This is a genomic window from Singulisphaera acidiphila DSM 18658 (assembly GCF_000242455.2).
GTDB lineage: Bacteria > Planctomycetota > Planctomycetia > Isosphaerales > Isosphaeraceae > Singulisphaera > Singulisphaera acidiphila.
In genome coordinates, this window is record NC_019892.1 from 1 (window position 1) to 21491 (window position 21491).

The following is a 21491-nucleotide window of genomic DNA, read 5'->3' on the forward strand; positions in this document are numbered from 1 at the left end:
CCCCAGCCGTTGGGACCGGCGACATTGACAACCGGCGGCTCCGACTTTCACAATGGGGCAAATCCCGCCGCTTTTGGACCGCCCCCGTTCCATCGAGACTGCCGGAGTCAACCCAGCATGCCCATTCACGAATATCGCTGCGAACCGTGCGATCACACCTTCGAAACCCTGATCCGCGGCCAAGGCGACACACCGCACTGCCCCCAGTGTGGTGGAATTGACCTGCACAAGCAATTCAGCGTCCCCGCCTCCGCGCAGACGGGAGGTCGCCCCGGATCGTCTCTCCCCGTTTGCGGACCAAGCCCAAGCTTCGGCTGCGGCGCAGGCCCTTGCGGCTCAGGAATGTGCTCGTCCGACTGACTTTCGCCTTCCCCGCACGACTTCTCCTCCAATCGTAAACCAAGAACCCCACCTCTGGCCGATGGGCTCGGGAACCAGGCCGAGCCCCGCCTTTCTTCCGCGCGCCTTGCGGGATTTCCCCGGCACAGCCCCTGCTTCTATTCAGCCTTATCTCTACATTCCAACCATTCCCCCTAAATTCGTCGTCTATCCCCAACGAGCCGCTTTGACAAGCTTTGAGTCAGAGGGCATATCCCTTCTGGCTGGGAGTGCGCCTCGTTGATTGCTGGTTCGGGATCGCTGCCGATTGAGCCGGGGCCCTTCTTTACTGTGGGGAGTGAACCTCGCCAGCCGCACGAGGTGATGTCTAAGGTGGGACGAGTGAGCGAGGGAGAGGTGACCGACCATGGTGGGACACCACGGAGACGTAGAGTCGACGTTGCGAACGGCAGTGGCCGAACGGCTCGGCGAAGGGCGGTTCGGGCTCTGGTTTGGTGAAGGGGTCCGCCTGGGTGTGGCGGACGACGCTCTTGAGGTCGGTGTTCCCAACGCCTTCTTCCGTGAGTGGATCCAGGGGCACTTTGCGACCAACCTGATCGAGGCGGCCGAGGCGGTCACGGGCCGCACCTTACGGCTGACGTTCCAGGTGGCCGACGAGGCCGAGCCGCGAGTCGGCAACCTGATCGAGCCAAAGCCGGCCGACGAGCGCCGGAAGCACGGGGGCACGGTTCCGATCGCCCCCGAGCCTCAGACACCGCCCCAGCGGGATCGGCCACGAAACCAGCAGGCGCGACCGCCCAGGCGGCTCGAGGATTTCGTGACCGGGCCGTGCAACCGCCTGGCGCAGGCTGCGGCGGTCGAGATGGTTCAGACGGCCGGAGCATCGTTCAACCCCCTGGTCATTCACGCCGGTGTGGGCCTCGGCAAGACCCACCTGCTCGAGGGGATCGGCCATGCCCTTCGCGCCCGCAATCCTGGTATGAAGCTGGTCCAAGGAACGGCCGAGGCGTTCACCAACGGCTTCCTCGACGCGATGCGTGCCGGGAACCTGGGAGCGTTCCGATCCCGTTACCGTCGCGCCGACGCTCTGATCATTGATGACGTCCACTTCCTGGCCGCGAAGCGGGCCACGCAGGACGAGTTCCTCCACACGTTCAACGCCCTGATCGCCGAAGGGGTTCCGATCATCGTGGCGGCCGACCAGCATCCCCGGCGGATCGCCCGGCTGACCGACGAGTTGGCGACGCGGTTCCTGGGGGGAATGGTCGTCAAGCTCGACGCCCCCGCTCCCGACACCCGCGCCGCGATCCTCAAAGCCAAGGCGCTGGCGCGTGGGGTCGACGTGCCGAACACCGTCATCAACTACATCGCCGAGCACCTTCGCGCCAGCGTCCGCGAGTTGGAAGGGGCGCTCCACAGCCTGATCGCCCACGCGGTCCTGACCGGCAAACGGCTCGACCTGGCCCTGGCCAAGACTGCGCTTCGGGATACGATCCGCCACACCGCAGCCGCCGTGGGCCTTCGCGACGTCGAGCGGGCCGTCTGCCAGCTCTTCGAGCTCGACGCCGAGACCCTCAAGTCAGACAGCCGGGTCCGGGCCCTGAGCTACCCCCGCATGATGGCGATGTACCTCGCCCGCAAACACACCGGTGCCGCCTACAGCGAGATCGGCCGCCACTTCGGCGGCCGCAACCACTCGACGGTGATCTCGGCCGAAAAGAAAGTCCTCGGCTGGCTCCGCGACGAAGAACGCAGCGCCCTGCTCGCCGGCTTCGAGACCGTCAGCGACATCCTGGCCGCGCTGGAACGTACCCTCGGCACCTAAGTTCTATGTGTCCCCAACGCCGCGGGCCTCAACCCAGGGGCTCGCGGCCCCATCTCCCCTGCTCCAGCTCGACAGCGTTTGTGCGACAACCATGGGGTCGATGCCCAAAACAAAGCAGTCGGTACGAATCTTCTCCCCCCAAGGCTGGGTCTATTTTCGCAAGATCATCAGCGATATGATTCTAGGGAGGGGCGTCGAGCTTTCGTAGGGTACGGCCGGTCATCCCTCTGGTTTACCAGTAGGATCATTTTCGCCGATGGCCGTATTCACCGATCTCGACCTTCGGGTTTCCAATCCTCCTTTCGACACGACTGAGTACAATCGGCGATTGTCCGGCTGCCAGCTTGTGGCGAAACGAATGCCTTTGGTTCATGTGAGCGGCCGAGAGCGAGCCTTTAAGGTGACCGTTCTGGAACCTCCGCACGAGATCCCGACGTCGGACGATCACAGCTACTGCACCGACTACACGCGACACGCCGAGAAGTTGCTCGGGTTACAACCCTCGGCCTACTTCTATGCAGGTCGAGCTCATCCTGGTTTCGGGGTCGTGGCCATGGCCTTCGCCCCTCACTGCGAGGCCGATCACACCGGCACCGTAACTCCGTTCGATACCGGAGGGCTTGTCCATCCCGAGCGATTCATCAAAATTCGCCTGACTGATCCCGGAAGCGAAGCCGAGCTCGTGGCATATGGTCAGGCTTCCCAGCTCTTATTAGATCGATGGCGTGAGGTCTTCGCCCAAATCCTCGCCGCCTACTTCTTGACCGATGCAGAGTACTGGACCGGCAGGCCGAGATCGCTGGATCTCGAGGGCCTTTACGAGCTGAACCGCGACTGGCGAGCATGGACTTTCGAGGTGCGGTTCCACGAGGGACAATCGATTCACCAGCGTGAGGCGTGGTGTGCGGACGAGCCAACGATGGAGTCACTCCGGCGGCTCCTGGATGCGCAACATACCACTCCTCCGGGCGACCCGCCAACGCCGTTGGAAAGATTCCTTCAGGGACCAAGGTCGCTTGCACCGGCGGGAACGCCCGAATTCTGCGAGCGGCTGGAACAATGGGTCCGCGAACAGGTAATGTCATGAATAGACTTGGCGTTGAAGACTTGGAGATCGTTGGCTTCAATGGAACACCGCAAGTCGAGTGCGGCCGCACTCTGCCAGTGGTACGGCGCAAGTCGGACAAGATGTACTGCGTGCTCCGGTCGGTAGGCAACAGTGCGTCGCTCGCCTGGCACGACGAGAAGGAGGCGACCGAGTTCGTCAGGGCAAAACGGTGGACCCGATTTCACGACCCCCTCCCCATTCCCCGATCTTGCATTTCGGACGGAGACGGACAGCTTGCGCGACAGCCGATGGTGGTCCACGCATTTCAGGCCCTCCTCGAAATGGCAGGCCGCGTGACCTGGCCGGCCTGGTTTCGTGACGAACCGTTTCTCTGGCGGCGACTCGACCTCGATCGTCCTAACGAATCTGTCCAGGCCGCCTGCACTTCGGCCGAGACGGTGGAAGCGTTGATGGACGACTGGGCTACAGGCATAAAAGGACGATTTGACGCACGGTTCCACCAAGGCCACCAGCGGCCTGCTCTTAAGCGCGTCGCGGACTTCATGCTCTGTGCTGCGCGGACCCGCGACCTGCGCTGGCAAGCGTACCTGCGCTACGCGATGTCCCAGGAACCCGACCGAGTGCGACCAATATTCGACGCCTTCATCCAAGGCGAGTTCTCCGATGCCGACTGGCCAGGGTTCCTCAAGCAAATCGAGAGCCTGAGCGGCGTGTTGAAGGCCGTCCAGATACCCGACATTCGGCCCTCCTCGGCATCGCCGACGCAGAACACACGATCAAAACTTATGAACATCGCAAACCAAATCCCGATTTATGTCATGAACCCGGCCGCCGCATGAACGATTTCTCCCAAATCTTCGCGTTCTACAGCTTCAAAGGGGGCGTCGGCCGGAGCATGGCGGTGCTCAACCTGGCCTACGCCCTCGCCGCCATTGGACGCAACGTCCTGATCCTTGACATGGATCTGGAAGCGCCCGGGCTCAGCGGATTTCTCGACCGAAATCAGGAAATCCCTGGGTTCGCCGCATCGGACATGGTCGACCTTGTGAAATGGGCTAGCACAACATCCCTTCCTCTGAATCCGCTTTCGTTTCCCCTGCACTCCGAGTACATCGTCCGCGTCCCCCGTGAAAAACTTCAAGGGAACCCCGGCGCCAACAGTGAACCCGGCCGACTCGACATCCTCCCCGTCGAAGAGGAGAGGGACTATTACGAACGGCTGACGGCACTGGCGATGGGAAGTTACGACCAGGATGCTCTGATCCGGATGGGAAGCATTCTGAGAGCCTGGCTCAAGAGCCTTCGGTTCCCGATCGAAGTGCCCGACTACTATGGACCAACCGCCGAACGGACAGCGGCTTACGACTACGTGCTGGTCGACAGCCGCACCGGCATCACCGAAACCGGAGGCCTGTGTATCGGTCCTCTGTCGGATCAGCTCGTCGTCCTTACAGCTCTGAATGATCAGAATGTGAAAGGGACTTGCAAGTTTTTGAAGGAAGTGGGAATTCTTGAGTCACTCCCTCATTCGTCGACGGATGCCGACCCGACCCGTGAGAAAGCCGGTCCAAGACCCGGATCCAAACCCTGCCTGATTGTTGCCAGCCTCGTACCCGCCGGAGAGATTGAAACAAAACGAAAACGCTTGGAACATCTCGAAGAAGTCCTGGGCAAAGTCGTCGTCAAACTGTCCTACCATCCCCAATTGGCGCTCCAGGAATCGATTTTCACTCGCGATTACCGTGACGAGTACCTGGCCCACGAGTATGACACACTGCTACGGCAAGTCCTCCGCATGGCCGGGGACCGAAACGATGACACGCTGCCGGAAAGACTGACCCGTCGAAAGCATTCGCCCGTCGAATTTCGCGATACATTACGTCAGCTTCTCCATTCTGCAACGGCGACCGGATCGGAGAACTTGCTCTTCTTTCTTCTCTCGGAAGCAATCCGCTCGGAGATCAAGGATGATGCTGACTTTATCCTGTGGGATCAAGCTTGCCGTGCGCTTTCCGGGGCGGGCCAATCTTCTTCGTTAAGCGTCATTACCCAATGGGCCAATCTCCTCTCTCAATGGAGTCTGCATTCGATCGACCGTGGACTGGCCACCTTGCGAATTGAAGCGGCGATGAATCGCTACAAGCAGGTCTGCGAATCCGACAAAGCGACATCTCACCAAAAGGCCGAGGCCTTGCTCTACCGCGGTATCACGCACGGCCTACAAGACGAACCGCACAAGGAAATCGACGACTTCTCCGCCGTTATCCAAATGACCGACGCACCTGCCGAACTGAAGACCGAGGCATTGATCAATCGTGGCGTGGCACACGGGAAACAAGACGAACCGCACAAGGCAATCGACGACTTCTCCGCCGTTATCCAAATGACCGAGGCGCCTGACGAACTGAAAGCCAAAGCCTTAGCCAACCGCGTCTGGGTTCACTACATCACGGGCTGCTATCGTGAGGCGATTGAGGATGGACGACAAGCCGTCTCCCTCAAGCCCAGCGATTGGCTCCCTCACAACAACCTTGCGATCTCGCTATTGGTCTTCGGCCAAACGGCCGAGGCATTGGTAAGTTACGAAGCGGCAATCGCCCTCGCCAACTCTGCTCAGCTCGAGGAAATAATGGCCGATCTACGCGGAGCGATCGAGCAACATAAGGCGCTGGCCGGGGCGGAAGAGATCCTTGATCGCATCGAAGCGCGACGCCAAGCCCTGAAAAGTGAATGATCTGCGTTCGCAGCCGGTCAACGCAAAGGATCACCGGCTGCCACGCAAAATCCTGTAATCAGTACTTCGGAATCAGCTTGGCGCGTTCTTCGTACTGCGGGTTATGGTGCCACTCGTTGGTCTGACAGCCGAGACCGCGGTTAAGTTCATCTTGCGCCAGGTCGGCCCAGGGGGTCTTCGGGTGCATCTCGACGACCTGCTTGAGCAGGGCTTGGGCCTGGACGTACTTCTTCTCGGTGTTTTCCTTGGGAGCTTTGCGGTCAGGCGAATGGTCGATGACCCATTCGACGACGAGCGACTGGTTCGGCATCGTCTTGGGCTTGGGGGGCGCCTTGCCCATCGCGTCGATGCAGGCGCGATACTCGTAGGCCTTGACCTGGTAGGCGACGACCTGCGCCATCATGAGGTCGTAGTGCGCCTGCCAGCGTTTCAACGGCTCGCGGTCGCGGAGCGGCTTCAAAGCGGTGAGCCGATCCTCGATCTTCAAGAGGACGTTGAGCCGTTCGGTCGCGACCTGGTGGGCTTCCTGGCAGGCGGGAATGAGGTCGGCCGGGTTGATCGGGAAGTGGCGGCGGAAGGGATAGCCCTTCGTCTCCTGGATGATGGCAAAGAGGGTCCGGCGGAATTCCGACTTGGCCCGCCGCTCGCGGTAGGCCAGGCGATTGTCGTACTCAGGGACATATTCCTTGAGGGTCTGGATCGAGTACAGCTTCTCGCGCTGACGGACTCGCATGTTCTCTTCGCTGGGGAGCAGGAAGTAGATCCCGCCGGTGTCTTTGGCCAGCCGGGCCAGTTCGTAAGGGGCGAAGCCTGACGGCTGCTCCTCCCAGCGCTCGTGCAAACCGTCCCACTGGAGCAACTCAAGGTCGGCGGTTTCTGGGCCCCGGCGAATCCCGGGCCAGTAGACGTCCTTCGTCACCGGGTCGACGTACTTGAGATGGGCGGTGCTGAAGCCGAAGAGCGACTGCCGGCCGATGACGTAGATCGGCACCTTCATGCTGATGGCCGCCTGACGCGCTTCCTCGACCTTGTCACCATCGTCGCCCGACTCGTCGGTCACCAGCACGATCAAAAGCCGACGATCCTTCTTGATGAGCGGAGAGTACCGCCCGATCACGTCGTGGATCGTCTGCATCGTGTTCTCAGTCCCCGAGTCGTCGACGCGGAGATGATCGATCGCCTTGCCGATCTGGTCGATGTCGAAGGTCGGCTTCTCGAGCTCGAAGTGGGTCTCCTTGCCAAAGCCGACGATCGCGTGAGTGAGTGGCGCGGCCTGTTTCTTGCTCGTGTCGACGTTGATCTTCAAGGCCGTGGCGACCTGGTCGAACTTCTCGTTGATGGCGCGCTGGTCATCCTTCATGCTCGCCGACTCGTCGAAGAGCCAGACGACCGTCAGCTTGTGCTGTCCGAGGTGCCTGAGGATCTCGCGGGCGAGTTGGTCGAGCGCCTCGCCGACCCCTTTGGCCTCGAAGGTGATGTCTCCGCTGATCATGCCACCACTGCCAAGGTCGACGCCGAGCTTGGTCGCGGTCGGAATCATGCCCAGCCCCGAAATGTTGGCGACGACCTTCACGCCGGGGAGGCTGGTCCCCTCGCCGATGCCCTGGCCGACGCCGCGCACCTGGGGCGTGGCCGAAGGAGGACCGGTTCCGATCCCTGTGAATCCGCCGCCCCCCCCCTCGCTCGACGCGGCCGGCGTGCCTTCGCTCCCCGCCGCCTGATCGCTCCGCTGCTCGGCCGGTGTGGCCAGAACGTGAAGCGCTTCCTCCTCCGACCCCTTGCCGGAGACCAAGGCCGAGTTGATGTTGGCGACCGCCTTGCGGACTTCGGTGGAGAACGTCGCCGCCCCCAGAATCGCCAGAACGACCACATGAATGACGAGCGAGACGACCCACGACGGCGCGTCGTATCGTTTCTTGCGTCGTTTCTTCTTCTTCGACTTGGGCTTGGGCGCTTCACCCTGGACCGGTTGGGCTTCCGCCTGAGGCGGCTCGCCAGCCTCGCCGGCGGCGGCATCGGCAACGGTTGTGGGCTCTGGCACCGGCGATGCCGGTATCGGGGCGGGTGACGAGGCCGCGGGCGTCGCCGCGGGGGCATGCTCCTCAGCCGGAGGCAAGGGGCCTATGACTGGCGGATTGGGATCCGCCAGGTCATAGAGGCCGTCGCTTGACGAGGAGGTCGGAACGTGGAGAGCCATCACACTTCGTCCTCAAAGCCTTGAGGAGGAGGCTTGCCGCCAATCCCGCAAAAGCTCGCGCCGGGCGGCCACCGATCGCCCGTCAGGGATCAGCCCTCAGAGTTTCGGAACCTCGACTGGCTTGGCCATGGTCTTCATCGCCTCTTTCTGCTTCTTGGCGGCGGGGGAGTCCATCTTGGGCCGTTCGATCGGCTTGACGTAGGTCTCGACCCACTGGAAGCCAAAGGCATCCTTCAACTCGCGTTTGGCAAGCAGGGCCCAGGGGGTGTTGGGATGCTCGTCGATGACGCGCTGAAGCAGGTCCTTGGCCTGCTTGGCCGCGGAGGCCGCCTTGTCACTATACCGGATTTCCTCGCTTGGCACGAGTTTCCAGGCGTTTGACGTCTCGTTCTTGAACTTGAGGGCGTCTTTCTTCATCGTGGCGCACGCCCAGTTATACTCATAGCAGCGAATCTTCATCGCCAGGAGCCGGCCGCGGATCAGGTCGTAGTGGGCCTGCCAGCGGCGCGAGGTCTCGCGGTCACGGTGCTTGGCCGCCTGCATGATCGGCCCCAGGGCCTCATCCACGGCATTGGCCGTTAGCGCGGCCTTCGTCTGGTTATCGGCCATCACCTCTTTGAACTCAGGACCGTCGGCCGCAGGGAACGTCAGTGAGGGCTGAGGCCCCATCCGTTGCTGAGTGATCATCGCCGCCTCGAGAACGGCCTGGCGGATTGGGTGCTTGGCCACGGTCGCCTCGTACTGCTGCCGGCTGAGCAAGTCGGGCTTGTACTCGCGCATCATGACCGGGTCGAACCCCATCCGGGCGGGGCCCATCCGGGTCACGAAGAAGATCCCGCCGGTGGCGCCGGCCAACCGGCTCAGAGCATACGGGCCGAACCCGGAATCGAGCATATCATATTGATAGCCGTCATACCAGAATGGGAGCTTGATCTGTTCGAGGGCCACGCTCTCGGGCCCTTGGCGGACCGGAAGGTTGCGGTGGTGCACCTTGGTCTTGGGGTCGAAATAGTCCATCGCGCCCATCGCCCGGCCGAAGAGCGCCTGCGAGCCGAGAACGTAGACCGGCACCTTGGCCCGGGAGGCCACATCGATCGCTTCCTCGAGCCGCGGCTCATCGTCGCCGACCTCGTCGGTCACGACGATGATCATCGCGCGGTACGGGTTGCCCTTGGCGTCCTTGTAGTGGCCCCAGCGGCGGACGATCTCGGCGACGGTTCCGAAGGTGGTCTCAATGCCCGTCGTATCCAGCGGAACCGCATTGATCGCGCTGACGATCTCGGCCTTGTCGGCGGTGGGGGCGGTGGTCATTGCGCTCCGATCGTTGCCGAAGGCGACGACCGAGGTGAGCAGGCCGCCGTCGTGGCTCAGGTCTTCGCCGTCGAGTTCGGCGATATGGCCGTAGATCGTGTCGATCTGCTTGCCGAGCTTCTCGCGTTCCACGGCCAGGCTGCCCGAGGCGTCAAACGCCCAGATCACCAGGGTACGCCCCTTCTCCAGGCGACCGAGAATCTCCTGGGCAATCCGGTCGACGGCCCCGTCCACCCCGTCGGCATACTCCGCGCCGTTGCCTTTGATCGAAACGGTCTGGCCGAGCATCGTGGCTGTCGGCACCGCGACCCGGGTGGCCTGGCTGACGTCGAGCGAGGCCAATTGCAATGTCGACGCCGGCTTCGCGGAGGCCGCATCCATCGGATCGACACTGACCCCCGGCGGGGCCGAGACGACCGTCGGCGCCAGGTTCGGCGAGAAGGATCCCCCGACCGCCGTATTGGTCAGAGGCTTATCCTCCATATCCAGATCCTGGAAATCGGCCTTCGCGTCCAGCTCGCCGAGCACGGTGTGGTCCTCCACCCGGCTCTGAAACTCGCGCTGAACCTCGTGCTGAACCGCAAGCCCGGCCATGCCCAAGCCGAGCATGAGCACGGCGTGAACGCCCACGCTGACCAGGATCGCGGGGACCTCGATGTCCAACCGTCCCCCCAACCAGCGTGAGACCTGGGGGTAACGCCGATCGAGCCCGCGAAGAAAGGCCCGAAAGCCGGCCTCTTCGCTCACGACCTCGGCATCCAAACCGATCGGCTCGCTTGACTCGCTCGGCTTGCGTCGGGCACGAGTGACCATCTGTTCCCGGACTGCGGCTCGGATCCCCACGGTTCTCATCTCCCCAAGGCCTTCCCTAACCCCTCGACGAGGTGGGACCAAAGCCCTTTCATGAGTCGCGCACCGGGCTCCTCCGGTTGGCCAGGCCAGCCGGGATCGTCACAAATCAACGATACGTTGATTCCATCCATTATCTTAGCCGCCGTCCTCAGACCGGGCAATCCGGTTCCCCCCACCTTTTCCGAACCGGGCAAGTCTCCAATATCTGGCGCAGAGGTTTTTGGGCAACCGCGAGAAGGGAGCGAGGGAAGGCATGGTGGAATGTCCCAAGTCCATCGGCTCTGTGCTAACCTGGGCGCACCATGATCCCAGAAATTCGTCCGCTCCGCCCCGACGACCTCCAAGAGCTCAGCCGGTTTTTGATCGAGGGCTTCCACGCGCCCAGCGACGCCGCATTCGCGGCCCCCGACGTCCTCGGCTGGAAATACCTCGAGCCGATCCACGATGGTGACGAAATACCTCGGAGCTTCATCGCGAGCGAGGAAGGGCGGATCGTCGGGCATGTCGGGCTCTGTCCGACGGCCTTCGAGGGGCTCAGCCTTCCCCCAGGCGGGATCACAACGCTGCACATGGTCGACTGGCTCGGTTCACGAGTTCACCGCGCCCTCGGATCAGCGCTGATGCGGCACGCCCATCAAAAGGCCAAAACGCAATACGTGCTCGTGGCCAACGAACGGGCCAGGCGCGTGACCGGCGGGGCCGGTTACACGCCGACGGCCGAGGTCACGGTCTTCCAGAAAGTCCTCCGCATCGGCTACCGCTGGAGGGTGCCGGGCCTTGGCCCCGGGGCCCGCCTGCTGCGGGTGGGCCGGGACGCCGCCCGCAAGGTGCTGAACCCGGGGCGCTCTCCTCAGATCGCTGTCGAGCTCCGCCAGGTGCGGGAATTCGGCCCCGAGGTTGGCCCGATCCTCGACGACTGGCAGGCACGCGCGATCCTGACCAGCCGCTCCCCCGAGCGGCTCAATCATGCGTTGCACTATCCTCGGCCAGGGATGTCGGGCTGGCTGATCCTCGTGGGAGAGCAGCCCCAAGGGTTCGCGCTGTTGAACGTGGTCGCCCAAGGGACGGTCCGAACCGGCAAACTCGTCGAGTGCCTCGTGCAAGGGGACGACAGCGCCCTCCAGCACGCAGCCACCACCGCCTTGACGGAGGAGCTCAGGCGGCAGGGGGCCGACCTGGCCATCGGCTTCGCCAGCACTCCGTGGACCACCGAGGCCCTCCGACTCAGCGGATTTACCCCGGCCCATCGCCTGGAATTTACCCTCCGCGATCGCGAGCGTCTCATCCCCCCAGGGATTCCCATTCACCTTTCGCCCTTTGAGGCGGACTACGCCTATTCGTCTTGAGTGCGGCCTCGATGATTCGATACGGTTCGCCGACAACAGTCGAAAACCCAAATCGCGTGGATTCTTCGGTGAGGATCAACGTGGTGTGCCGCGTTCACCCACCCTCCAAGATTCTCTTTTAAGAACAGCACCGTTGCCACATGCTTATCCAGAATAAGAGAGAGATCCTGGCCCGTGGATTTGACCAGATCGGCCTGACTCGCCTCCTGGAGCGTACCGCGAGGCGGCCCTCGGTCCTGGTCGCGACGTTTCACCGGATCGGCAACCCGGCGGCAGGGGCGTTTTACGATGGCGTCTACTCGGCCTCGCCCGAGGCATTCCACGCCCAGGTGCGCCACCTCCGCGACCGCTTCCAGTTGGTCACTCTCGAAGCTCTCGCCGCGATGGCCGGCGCAGAGTTCGCGGTCGACCGCCCCACCGCTCTGATCACCTTCGACGATGGCTATCGCGATAACTTCGACGTCGCCTTCCCCATCCTCCAGGAGCTCAACGCTCCGGCGACGTTCTTCATCCCGACCGGCTACTTTTCCAGGCCGCAAGTCCCCTGGTGGGATCACGCAGCCCACGTCCTGAAGCGGACCGGCAAATCGCGGATCACGCTCGACTGGCCCGAACCCCTCGATCTTGACCTGGAGCAAACAGCGCGGGGCACCGCGATTGCGGCGGTCGTGCGGCTCTATCTCGACGGTAAGGTGAAGGCGGACGACGAGGCCCGGTTCCGCGCCCACCTCGAGGAGCGAGCCGAGGTCGTCGTGGATGACAGCGCACTGGGCCGCGCTCTGTTCATGACCTGGGACCAGGTCCGCCGCCTGGCCGGCTCGGGAATGTCGATCGGCTCGCACGCGCACGACCATCGCGCCCTGGCGTCGCTCGCGGAGCCCGACCAGCGCCACGAGCTGGTCGAATCGAAGCGGATCCTCGAGCAGGAGGTCGGGCGCGAGATCCAAGGGGTCGCCTACCCGTTCGGCTGGGCGGGGACGTACGACGAGCAAACGCAGCGGCTGGCCCAAGAGGCTGGCTACCGCCTGGCCTTCTCCTCGGCCGAGGGGGTGAACCGGCCCGGCGCGGCCGACCCGTTCGCCCTCCGCCGGCTCAACGTGGGCTATCACGATTCCGCCCCCTTGTTCCGGGCGCGGACGGCCCTGCAAACCGCGTTCGGGGCCTCGTTCCTTTAGTTAGAGCGACGGAAGGCCGGTGCCCCCTACCCGGGGCAGGCCGAAGTTCTCAGTTCTCACGGCCGGTTGACTCTGGTCCATCCGGCCCGTTACGATCGCGTTCGGTCGGCTCGCGCCGGGGAAAAGGGTCCGGCCGGATTCGACTCGCCCGGCGTGCCCTATCCCTTATATCGTGGTGATTGACTCGTGCACATCTTGCTGACCAATGACGACGGCGTGTTCGCCCCGGGCCTGCGGGCGTTGCGCAAGGAATTGCAACGGCTGGGGGAAGTGACGGTGATCGCTCCGGCCATGGAGCAGAGCGGGGTGGGTCACTCGATTACGCTTTTGACCCCCCTGGTTGTCAAACAGGTGGATGAAGACGACGGGACGACCCTGGGCTGGATGGTCGAGGGAAGCCCGGCCGACAGCGTCAAACTCGCCATCTGCGAACTGATGCCCCGCCCCCCCGACCTGATCGTCTCGGGAATCAACGCCGGCTCCAACGCAGGGATCAACGTCCTCTATTCAGGCACGGTGGCCGCGGCGATCGAAGGGGCTTTCTTCAAAATCACCAGCGTGGCCGTCTCGCTCGAGTTGGCCGAGCACTTCGACTATCCTCATGCCGCTCGCCACGCCACGCGGGTCATCGAGCGAATCCTGGCACACAAGCCCCCCAACGGCTCCTTGTTCAACGTCAACCTGCCCGCGCACTCACGCGGCGAGCCCAAGGGGGTCCGCGTCGTGCCGATGGGTATCGGCCGCTACGGCGAAGGCTTCGAGCGCAGGCAGGATCCGCGCGGGCGGACGTATTACTGGATGACGTACAACCCCCCGTTCCACCTCGAAGGTCCCGAGACCGACGTCACAAGCCTCTGCGACGGTTATATCACCGTCACCCCGCTCCACTTCGACCTGACCCGCTACGACCTGATCCCCGAGGTCGGTGGCTGGGACTGGAACGGAGCCCCTGTTCCTACTCCTCCAAGCAAAAATCCATAGTCGATCATAGCAATAGTCAGGAGAATTCTTCATGCGCCTGCAATCGCGAGATCGCCGCTCTACCCCGCTTGGTGTCTCCTTGCTCTTGCTCTTCCTTGCCCCCGGCTGCGAGGAACCCCGCCACGTCAACACGAAGCTCAACGCCCCATCAGCTCCCGCCCCCGCTCCCGCGACGGAGCCGGCCTCTGCCTCGGAGGTCGTTCAGCCCCGTGAGATTCTGGGCCAGCGGACAACGGACATCCGGAACGCGGATGACGAGCTGAAAAAGGGAGCACAAGTCGCCACCACCAAGATCACGGCGAAGGATCCGATCACCCTCCCCGGCAACGCTTACGTCACCATCATCGGCCGGACCTCGATTCTGCAGATCGAGCACGCCATGAACCTCTACAAGGCCACGAACGACCGCTTCCCCAAGGATTTCGCCGAGTTCAACACCGAGATCATCAAGGCCAACAACCTCGCCCTGCCCAAGCTCCCCTACTACCAGGAGTACGGCTACGACGAGAAAGAACATAAGCTCATCGTCCTGGAATACCCCGACCGCAAGGAGGCCCTCCAGAAGCAGGACGACGCCAAATACGGACGCTGAGCGATGAACCGATCTTGAGAGCCGCTTCTCCCTTCATTCCCTCCCGCTCGCCCGTAAAGCGAGCGGGCAGGGTCCGCTTCCTGTCTTCAAACAGCCAGCGCAAGACAGGGAGCTCACACTCCCCACTCGTCTAAAATCCAAAGATTCTCTCGCCCGCAAGGCAAGCGAGGAGCGTGCGCGCGCCCTGCCTTCAAACAGGCAGCAAAAAGACAAGAGAACGCACACTTCTCGCTCGCCCGAGAATCGAAGTCACAATACGCAAACGTTTGCACGTTTGCCCCTGGGCACGTTTTCATCTTTACATTGCTAATTGACTGTGTAGAATGCAGGCGATTTGCTCCCCCACCTCATTCCCCCCATCCCCCCTCGCTGATCCTCCCCCCTTCCAGCGATTTGCTCCCCCCCAGAAGAGCGTAGACGAATCCGTCTGACCAAAGCCGACATCTGAGGAGCAAGCGACAGCCATGCAAACGCTTGGCCAGATCAAGAATTTCAACAATGCGCAGAGGAACCGGGTGACCCAGCCCAGCGTCAACGTCGAACGACTCGAGACTCGACTTGCCCTGAGCGGTTCTCAGGCCACTCTGACGCAGCCGTTCGGAACCATCACGGGCCGGATTCTTAATGAGGACAACGGGCACGGGCTTGGCAAGGTGACGGTCCAACTGTTCGGCTCGAACGGACAGGTCGTGGCAACAACGAAGACCGGCCCCCAGGGCCGCTACGCGTTCCACGTCAAGTCCGACGCACCGTACGTCGTCCATGCCGTCACGCCAAAGCGATTCATCCAGACATCGCCAGCTTTCAACAACACAGCCCCGACCGGCGTCTATGCCACAAATCCGCTGACAGGAAAGCCCTACACAGGGGCGAACTGGAACTATCGAACCGGCAACAACAACCCGGCCAACGGGCCTGTGGGACCCGCGGCCTGGGCAACGATCACGCCGGCCGGAACGCTCCCATTTGAATCACCCATCAACATCAGTGGCCCGCCGATCGACCTCAGCCAGATCCTCAGCATCCACTACAACGACGCAACCCCCAAGGCGATCGTCAACAACGGCGCCCAGATCCAGGCTCAATTCAACAATTCGACCAACGACTCGATCGTCCTGGATGGCCAGACCTACGAGCTCTCACAGCTCCACTACCACGACACTGCGGAAAACCAGGTGGCCGGGTATACGTACCCGATGGAAGAGCACTTCGTGAACGTCAGCGCCTCGGGAGCGGAGACCGTTATAGCCGTCTTCCTTCAGCTCGGGTCGCACAACGCGGCACTCCAACCGATCCTCGATGCCGCCTCCGCCCATCTGACCGCGCCCAATTCCACGACCACGATCGACACCCCGATCGATTTCGCCGGCCTCCTGCCGTCGAACCTCCAGGGCTGGTTCTACGAAGGGTCGCTCACCACGCCCCCGCTCTCGCAGCCCGTCAACTGGCTTGTGCTCTCGACCCCCATCACGCTCGACGCTCAGCAACTCCAACAGTATGAAGCAGTGGCCAACGGCGCGGGCTTCCTCCCCAACAACCGACCGCTCCAGCCGACGGACGGCCGCCAAGTCAATCAGTCCAACATCGACATGAACTATCAAGGGCAACCGATTCGCGACGCCAACTTCACCTTCGCCTTCGCTCCGCCCAACACGGCCTGGCACAAGGTCACCCCCGCCAAGATTTCAAGCACAGGCAAATCCACAGCCGCAGCCGTGTAAAGCCAACCTTGGGTCGTTCTCCGTCTTATCGAAGGTCTGACCTCCATCAACAAGGTCGATTCAACGACCTGGCCGGTGGCATGAGTGCGCAAGCAAACAATTCCATGCCATCGGCCGACTCACTCCGTGCCCCCCCCTTCCCTGACCAAACGGAGAGCAGATCACGGTCCCGGATGGATTTTCTTCACGATTTTATCACAATCAAGAACCGATGATCCTTCTGCGGCGACGAGAGATCGAACGACAACTTGCCGGAGACCGGATCCCCTGAAAGGCGGAGGAACTCGTTCGACAATCCGTCGATCCCCCCGGCGAAGCCAAGAAGCGCCCGGCATCCACGGATCGGCCTTGAAACACGGGCCAGCCTAACGAACAATGAGCGTTGGGAAATCGAAAATAAATCAGGAGCACCGGCGCACCGTCGGCCCTTGAGGAGACGACCCAAAGAAACCAGTTCAAAAAAAGAAGAGGGCTGCCTTCCGCAAATAAAAAAAAGGCGCGGGAAGCCGCCCATCCCTTTGACTTTCTTGGGAAAGGGAATACCCGGGAGGGGCTTCATCATGACACGCGAACATCTCTCCAAAGTTCTGGCCGAGACCGCCCTGGTGGCCTACAGCGCAGGCTTCCTGGTCCTCTACGTCCTCATCAAGCTGTCACATCTGCCGATCATTCCCTGGCTGAAATTTTAGAGCGGTCTTTGCAGGGAGGCCCAGGCCCTAAAGCCTTCCCAACCAAACAGGAATGCGGGCAGGTCGCCCCGCCCGCTTCTTCTCGATCCTATCCTGGCCCAAAAGCTTGGCGTTACTCCTTGAGGATTTCGACATCATCCTCACGGGCGAATGCGCCCTCGGCCCCCGAACTGACGTTCTTGACCACGATCCTTGTGGGGGCCACGTCAAACGGCGCGGGGAGGGTCGTAATGCGGAGGCTGGCGCTCCACTTGGCGAAACCGCCGGGAATCAGCCGGGCGCTGGCGCGGCCGAGGAAGGTCTCTTGGCTGGGATTCGACCCGATGGCATCGGCCCGGTAAATCTCGAGCGTTTGTGGCAGGCCACCGACGGCGTGACTGGTGGTCACTCCGCCACGGACATTCAAATCGTACTCCGCGCCTCGGTTACGACCCTGAGCACGGGTGATCGAGACCTGCGGCTTGTCCGTCGTCAGCGTCGCTGGGCCGTCCACCACGAACGTGTATCCAATGAACCCGTTTTCAAGTTTCGAGAAGTACCCATCCACGCTCGCCGGCAGAGTGGGGGGAACGGAGTCAAGCTTGATATCAAAGCCGAATTCATTGCGCGGAGGGTTGCCGGGGAACCGAGCGTCGGACATGTCGAGCAGCTTGATCGGTATGTTGTTCACGGTGAGGTCGCTACCGAGGTTGCGGGTAATCATCCCGGAGACAAGGCTCTCGGGGGGCCCGACCTCGACGGCCGGATGCAGTTCAAACGGGTTTGCCCCTTGATTCGCGGGCGTTTTCGGATTGAACTTCACCTCGATCTTGCCCGTGTCCGTATTAAAATTGCCCTGGACGATCGCCGTCCCACCGACAAATCCTTTCTCCTCGAGGCCGCGCAGGGACGTTTCGTCAACCAGTTGAGCGATAGTTAATCTCTTATTAGTCGGCGACCTGACCTTATGATTGTCGGCCGCCTCCTTCTCGATCACGATGGTCATGCCCAGCACGACCATTTCCGCCCCTGTCCCCGTCTCGGTGATCGAGGTAATGGGCCCTTCGAGTTCCGCCGCGATGAATGCCATTCTCTTGACTCCTTGAATCCAAGTTTCTCAAGGGGCCGACCTGAGGACAAATGCCTCAGGCCGACCCGATTAGCGCTATCCACCGCGAAACCGGCCGGAAAGCCCTTCCCGGCTCGAGGCGGGGTGAGAAAGCCTCCCACGCCCACCCCGCGCGAAACGACTCACGCTCAAGTGGTTCGCAGCCTGTTCCTGAACCTACCGATCGGCCGGAAAGGTCGGGCGCACCACCCCGGCGGCGAGCCCGCAGGAACCGATCGCGCCGAGGTCGATGATCCGTTCGTTCAGATGCTCGTCATAACCGTTGACAACCCGAAGCGAGGGATGATCGAACGGACCTTGCTCGCGACGGACCCGCTCGTCGGTCAGGCACATCAGGAAGAAGACGAGCGCAAACTTATCCTCTTCCGACATGTTGAGATCGACGATTGCAGGATGTTTGTCCGGGTTGACGGCCTGGTCGCCCAGAAGGTCTCCCCCTCGATCGTAGAAGTCGACGACGTCGTAGAGTGTCAGGAGCCGGCCGTTGTGCATATAAGGGGCAGTCAGCTCGATGTTGCGCAGCGTCGGCGTCTTGAAGGCGCCCCAGAACGCCAACTCGTTATCGTGGAGGAGGGGCTTGCGATGCCCCCACGGCCTCTCGTTCTGGACCAAAGCGCGGGTTCGCGACAGAAAATGGACGTCGGCCCGCCTCGTATCGACCGAGTCGTAGGGCGGCTTGGCCACCGGGAAATCCTCGTCCCAGGTGGGGAGATCGCGAAACCAGGAAAGGTCTCGCGGATTCCCCATCCTCGCCTTCTTGTCGAGGTCGTGGGCGGGCCCCTTCACCACCTCGCCGGGAGCGAGCGCAGCCGGGGGGACAACGACCGCCTCACGAACCGCCGCCGGCCTGCTCGGGCGGGGCTTCCTCGAGCGGCGTTTCCAAGCCGGATTGAACCGGTAAGCGCTGCCTGGGGCCCCCGTCGTCGACTGGAGGTCAGGTTTGCCGGCATCAGCGGCCGAGGCGTTCCGCTCATCTCCCTCGAGCGATAGGGCCGCTTGTTCGGCTGCGTTGAGTTCCTTGAGTTCGCCGACTTTTCCAGCCTCGATCAGGCTGAGGACCCGCTCCTTGACCTCCGACTTCGTCAAATCGTACTTCTGCCGGATCCCCTTCAAGACCCCGCTCTTGGCCTTCTGGACCTGCTTGACCCGCTCCTTGGCAATCGCGCCCGGGTCATCCTCGGGCGCGGTGGAACTCCAATCGCCGATCCCTCGGTCATAGCGCGGAGGGGAAACACCGAGGGCGTAGAACGAGAGGTCGTAGAAGGCGTAAGATTCGGAGGCGAGCGGCCCCTGGATGGGTAGAGGCCGGCGCTGGGTGACCTGAGTGCTCGGGATGGCCATCTTCTCGACGAGCACCGGGTCAGCCAGGAGCGCGGCGGTGGCAATCCGTTCCGCCTCGGAGAAGAAGAGACGGCCTCCCACCTGGGTTACGGCCCGCTTCTCCAGCGCAATCCAGAGCTTCGCGATCTCCCCGGCGGGCTCGGCCGAGAGCCCCGCCTGCTCGAGTCGATCTCTGACGAGGAAGGTCATTCGACTCTGATCACCGCGTGCCTCATCACAAAGCAGCTCCAGTTCGAGGGCACACCTTCTTGCGATCGAGGCGATCGAGTCCTTCTTCGAATTCGCCCCGATCAAGGCGGCGACAGTCTGTTCGACGGCGCGATCGCGCCCGGGCCGAAGCTCGATCGCAATCGCGTCCGCCTGCGAATTCGGGAGCAAGATGCGTTCGAGGGTGTAGGCGATCGGCGGCGCCGGCTCGGTGGCGGCGTCGCGTGAGTAGAGCTCGCTGAAGAGCGGCCCGCTGTGGCATTCGACGCAGTTTCGGTTCATGAAGAGCCGAAAGCCGCGTTGAAAGACCTCGGCCCCCGACTGCAAACGGGGTTGAGCGGTGCCCGTTGGAGCAGGGTGAGTCGTTCGCAGGCGATCGAGATAGATCGGCTCGAGGGTTTCCTTCTTGGCCTGCCAGAGCGACTCGACGCCTCGCCCGTTCCCACGCATCATCTGGTCAAAGGGGGAATCGTTCGAGACTAGGCTGGCCTCGTAGAGCATGATGCTCAGCCCCCAGTAGAGGGAAAAATTCGCCTCCATGAGGGTGCCCTGCGGCAAGGGAGTGCCTTGCAGCACCGAGGCCAGGCCAAGATCCACGAACTGCTCGGCGCCGTTGGCGTCTCGGCCGTCCCACCACTCGCGTCGAAACGCCTTCTGGATCAGGGCCCGGTAGGTGCTGCCCATCCCGACGAGCTTGGCCTCGATGAACGGCCCGAGGTGGCTGTCGTCAGCGGCGACGGTCTGGTAACCCAGGACAGGGGCCTCGAGCAATTTGCCGGCAAGATGATGGAAGGACCGGCCAAGGTAGGACATCTCCACTTCGTTAACGATCGGCCCCACGGCCTGCGACGCGAGCGCGGCGTGCGAAATCGCAACGCGCACGGGCACCACGGATCCGTCCGTGCGGCGCACGTGGAGCACTTCCCTCTCGTCAAAATCTCCGAAAATCGAGATCCCATTGAACGTTGATTCAGCCCGGCCGTCGTGAAAGAGGCGGTCCGCAAAGCCCGAATTGATGATCGTCGGCGAGTTGCGCGTAGTAATCTGGCGGAACCGCTTCCCCCCGTCGTTCTGGTTCGCAACGAACATCGACCACTCGGGCTTGACCTTCGTGAATCCGTCAACCAGGCGGTTGGTAGCGACCTCGGAGAGCCAGGCGCCATTCCCCTCCGAAGGTTTGTTCCCCCGAATCAAGCTCTTGAAGACCAACGGTTCCACCCCTTGCGAGCCGACGATCAGCGACAAGGGAGTCTGCGGTCCATCCTGATCGCCAGCCTCTTCCTCCTCAACGTCCGCACCGGGCCGAGGCCGTCGTACCGAGGGCAGGTGCGGCTTCGACGGCGAATAAAGGCTATTCACGTTCGCAATAGTCTCGGTGGCCTTCTTTTCCACGACGAACGGTTGCTGGTGCTCGCCGTACTCCAAACCGTGGTCCGGGTCGAGCCTGTACTTATCCCAGGCGACATAAGGTAGACGCGTCGTATACCCATTGCGGGCATCGGCCCCGTGGCGATAGTGGCACGAGGCGCAGGCGGTGCCGACGAACGCCCCCCCTTCCTGTCGGCGGAAGTCGCTCCCCGCCTGCATCTCCCAGAAAAAGGCCTTCCCAAGCGCTTCCGCAGCGTCAACGTCGGCAATGAACTCGTTCAGGTCGGCGCGCCGGGGAGACTTCTTCACGGCCCGTTTTTGATTCGCGTCGACGATTGGGATCGAGTCGACATAGGGATTGCGTAACTTGCGAGGGTCCCAGTCGTCGATCACGTCCTGGACGCGCTTGAGGAGTGCGGCGTCTTCGTGACCAACGAGGTGAACCGCGGAGGGAGCCGGTTCTCGCCGGATGCCATCGGCCCCCAGAGTCCCTGCAATAGTGAGGCCCGCCAAGACGATCGGCAGGCATAATCGACAAAGCGTGGCGCTCATCGTGGAGAAGACCTTTCCCTTTAATCATCGCTATCTTGAAATGCGATCGTTCGAAAGATCGAGAGTCCGACGATCGCCCTTGGC

16 protein-coding genes are annotated in these 21491 nt (G+C 62.4%); 11 read left to right on the forward strand and 5 right to left on the reverse strand.

Annotated features, from left to right (window positions below):
* The first annotated feature begins 117 nt into the window (after positions 1 to 117).
* From SINAC_RS41690 to SINAC_RS00020, 5 genes are all read left to right on the forward strand, one after another.
* A complete protein-coding gene (locus SINAC_RS41690; RefSeq protein ID WP_015243650.1) occupies positions 118 to 360 on the forward strand; it encodes an FmdB family zinc ribbon protein in 243 nt (80 codons plus the stop codon).
* 385 nt (positions 361 to 745) lie between these two features.
* Positions 746 to 2164, forward strand: coding sequence for a chromosomal replication initiator protein DnaA (gene dnaA, locus SINAC_RS00005; RefSeq protein WP_015243651.1), 1419 nt, complete (start codon positions 746 to 748; stop codon positions 2162 to 2164).
* A gap of 256 nt (positions 2165 to 2420) precedes the next feature.
* A complete protein-coding gene (locus tag SINAC_RS00010) occupies positions 2421 to 3251 on the forward strand; it encodes a hypothetical protein (protein ID WP_015243652.1) in 831 nt (276 codons plus the stop codon).
* A complete protein-coding gene (locus tag SINAC_RS00015) occupies positions 3248 to 4072 on the forward strand; it encodes a hypothetical protein (RefSeq protein WP_015243653.1) in 825 nt (274 codons plus the stop codon). The genes SINAC_RS00010 and SINAC_RS00015 overlap by 4 nt, the downstream gene beginning before the upstream one ends.
* A complete protein-coding gene (locus tag SINAC_RS00020; protein ID WP_015243654.1) occupies positions 4069 to 5967 on the forward strand; it encodes a KGGVGR-motif variant AAA ATPase in 1899 nt (632 codons plus the stop codon). The genes SINAC_RS00015 and SINAC_RS00020 overlap by 4 nt, the downstream gene beginning before the upstream one ends.
* Positions 5968 to 6025: 58 nt before the next feature.
* Here SINAC_RS00020 and SINAC_RS00025 read toward each other — a convergent pair whose 3' ends face one another.
* Together SINAC_RS00025 and SINAC_RS00030 are read right to left on the reverse strand one after the other, a co-directional pair.
* The gene (locus tag SINAC_RS00025; protein WP_015243655.1) at positions 6026 to 8164 is read right to left on the reverse strand and encodes a vWA domain-containing protein; all 2139 of its coding nucleotides are present in this window, start codon (positions 8162 to 8164) and stop codon (positions 6026 to 6028) included.
* A gap of 96 nt (positions 8165 to 8260) precedes the next feature.
* Positions 8261 to 10327 (reverse strand): vWA domain-containing protein, encoded by a 2067-nt coding sequence (locus SINAC_RS00030; RefSeq protein ID WP_015243656.1) that lies wholly within the window; start codon positions 10325 to 10327, stop codon positions 8261 to 8263.
* Positions 10328 to 10629: 302 nt separating this feature from the next.
* On the opposite strand from SINAC_RS00030, the gene SINAC_RS00035 reads away from it, so the two are divergent.
* The 5 genes from SINAC_RS00035 to SINAC_RS00055 all read left to right on the forward strand — a co-directional run bounded on the left by SINAC_RS00035 (position 10630) and on the right by SINAC_RS00055 (position 16142).
* Entirely contained in the window at positions 10630 to 11673 is a 1044-nt protein-coding gene (locus tag SINAC_RS00035) for a GNAT family N-acetyltransferase (protein ID WP_015243657.1), read from the forward strand.
* A gap of 140 nt (positions 11674 to 11813) precedes the next feature.
* Positions 11814 to 12848 carry a polysaccharide deacetylase family protein gene (locus SINAC_RS00040; protein ID WP_015243658.1) on the forward strand — a complete coding sequence of 345 codons (1035 nt, stop codon included), beginning with the start codon at positions 11814 to 11816 and terminating at the stop codon, positions 12846 to 12848.
* Positions 12849 to 13034: 186 nt separating this feature from the next.
* Positions 13035 to 13829, forward strand: coding sequence for a 5'/3'-nucleotidase SurE (surE, locus tag SINAC_RS00045; RefSeq protein ID WP_015243659.1), 795 nt, complete (start codon positions 13035 to 13037; stop codon positions 13827 to 13829).
* A gap of 31 nt (positions 13830 to 13860) precedes the next feature.
* On the forward strand, positions 13861 to 14421 hold the full coding sequence (locus SINAC_RS00050; protein WP_015243660.1) for a hypothetical protein: 561 nt from the start codon (positions 13861 to 13863) through the stop codon (positions 14419 to 14421).
* Positions 14422 to 14885: 464 nt separating this feature from the next.
* The gene (locus SINAC_RS00055) at positions 14886 to 16142 is read left to right on the forward strand and encodes a carbonic anhydrase family protein (RefSeq protein WP_015243661.1); all 1257 of its coding nucleotides are present in this window, start codon (positions 14886 to 14888) and stop codon (positions 16140 to 16142) included.
* A gap of 184 nt (positions 16143 to 16326) precedes the next feature.
* On the opposite strand, the gene SINAC_RS39505 is transcribed toward SINAC_RS00055, so the two are convergent.
* Entirely contained in the window at positions 16327 to 16704 is a 378-nt protein-coding gene (locus SINAC_RS39505) for a hypothetical protein (protein WP_154673854.1), read from the reverse strand.
* On the opposite strand from SINAC_RS39505, the gene SINAC_RS41475 reads away from it, so the two are divergent.
* Positions 16703 to 16831, forward strand: a complete 129-nt coding sequence (locus SINAC_RS41475) for a hypothetical protein (protein WP_015243662.1) — start codon at positions 16703 to 16705, stop codon at positions 16829 to 16831. The genes SINAC_RS39505 and SINAC_RS41475 overlap by 2 nt on opposite strands.
* 112 nt (positions 16832 to 16943) lie before the next feature.
* Here SINAC_RS41475 and SINAC_RS00060 read toward each other — a convergent pair whose 3' ends face one another.
* Positions 16944 to 17900 (reverse strand): hypothetical protein, encoded by a 957-nt coding sequence (locus SINAC_RS00060; RefSeq protein ID WP_015243663.1) that lies wholly within the window; start codon positions 17898 to 17900, stop codon positions 16944 to 16946.
* A 195-nt stretch (positions 17901 to 18095) separates the two neighbouring features.
* Positions 18096 to 21407: a cytochrome-c peroxidase gene (locus SINAC_RS00065; RefSeq protein WP_015243664.1), complete on the reverse strand. Its 3312-nt coding sequence runs from the start codon at positions 21405 to 21407 to the stop codon at positions 18096 to 18098.
* Positions 21408 to 21491 lie beyond the last annotated feature (84 nt).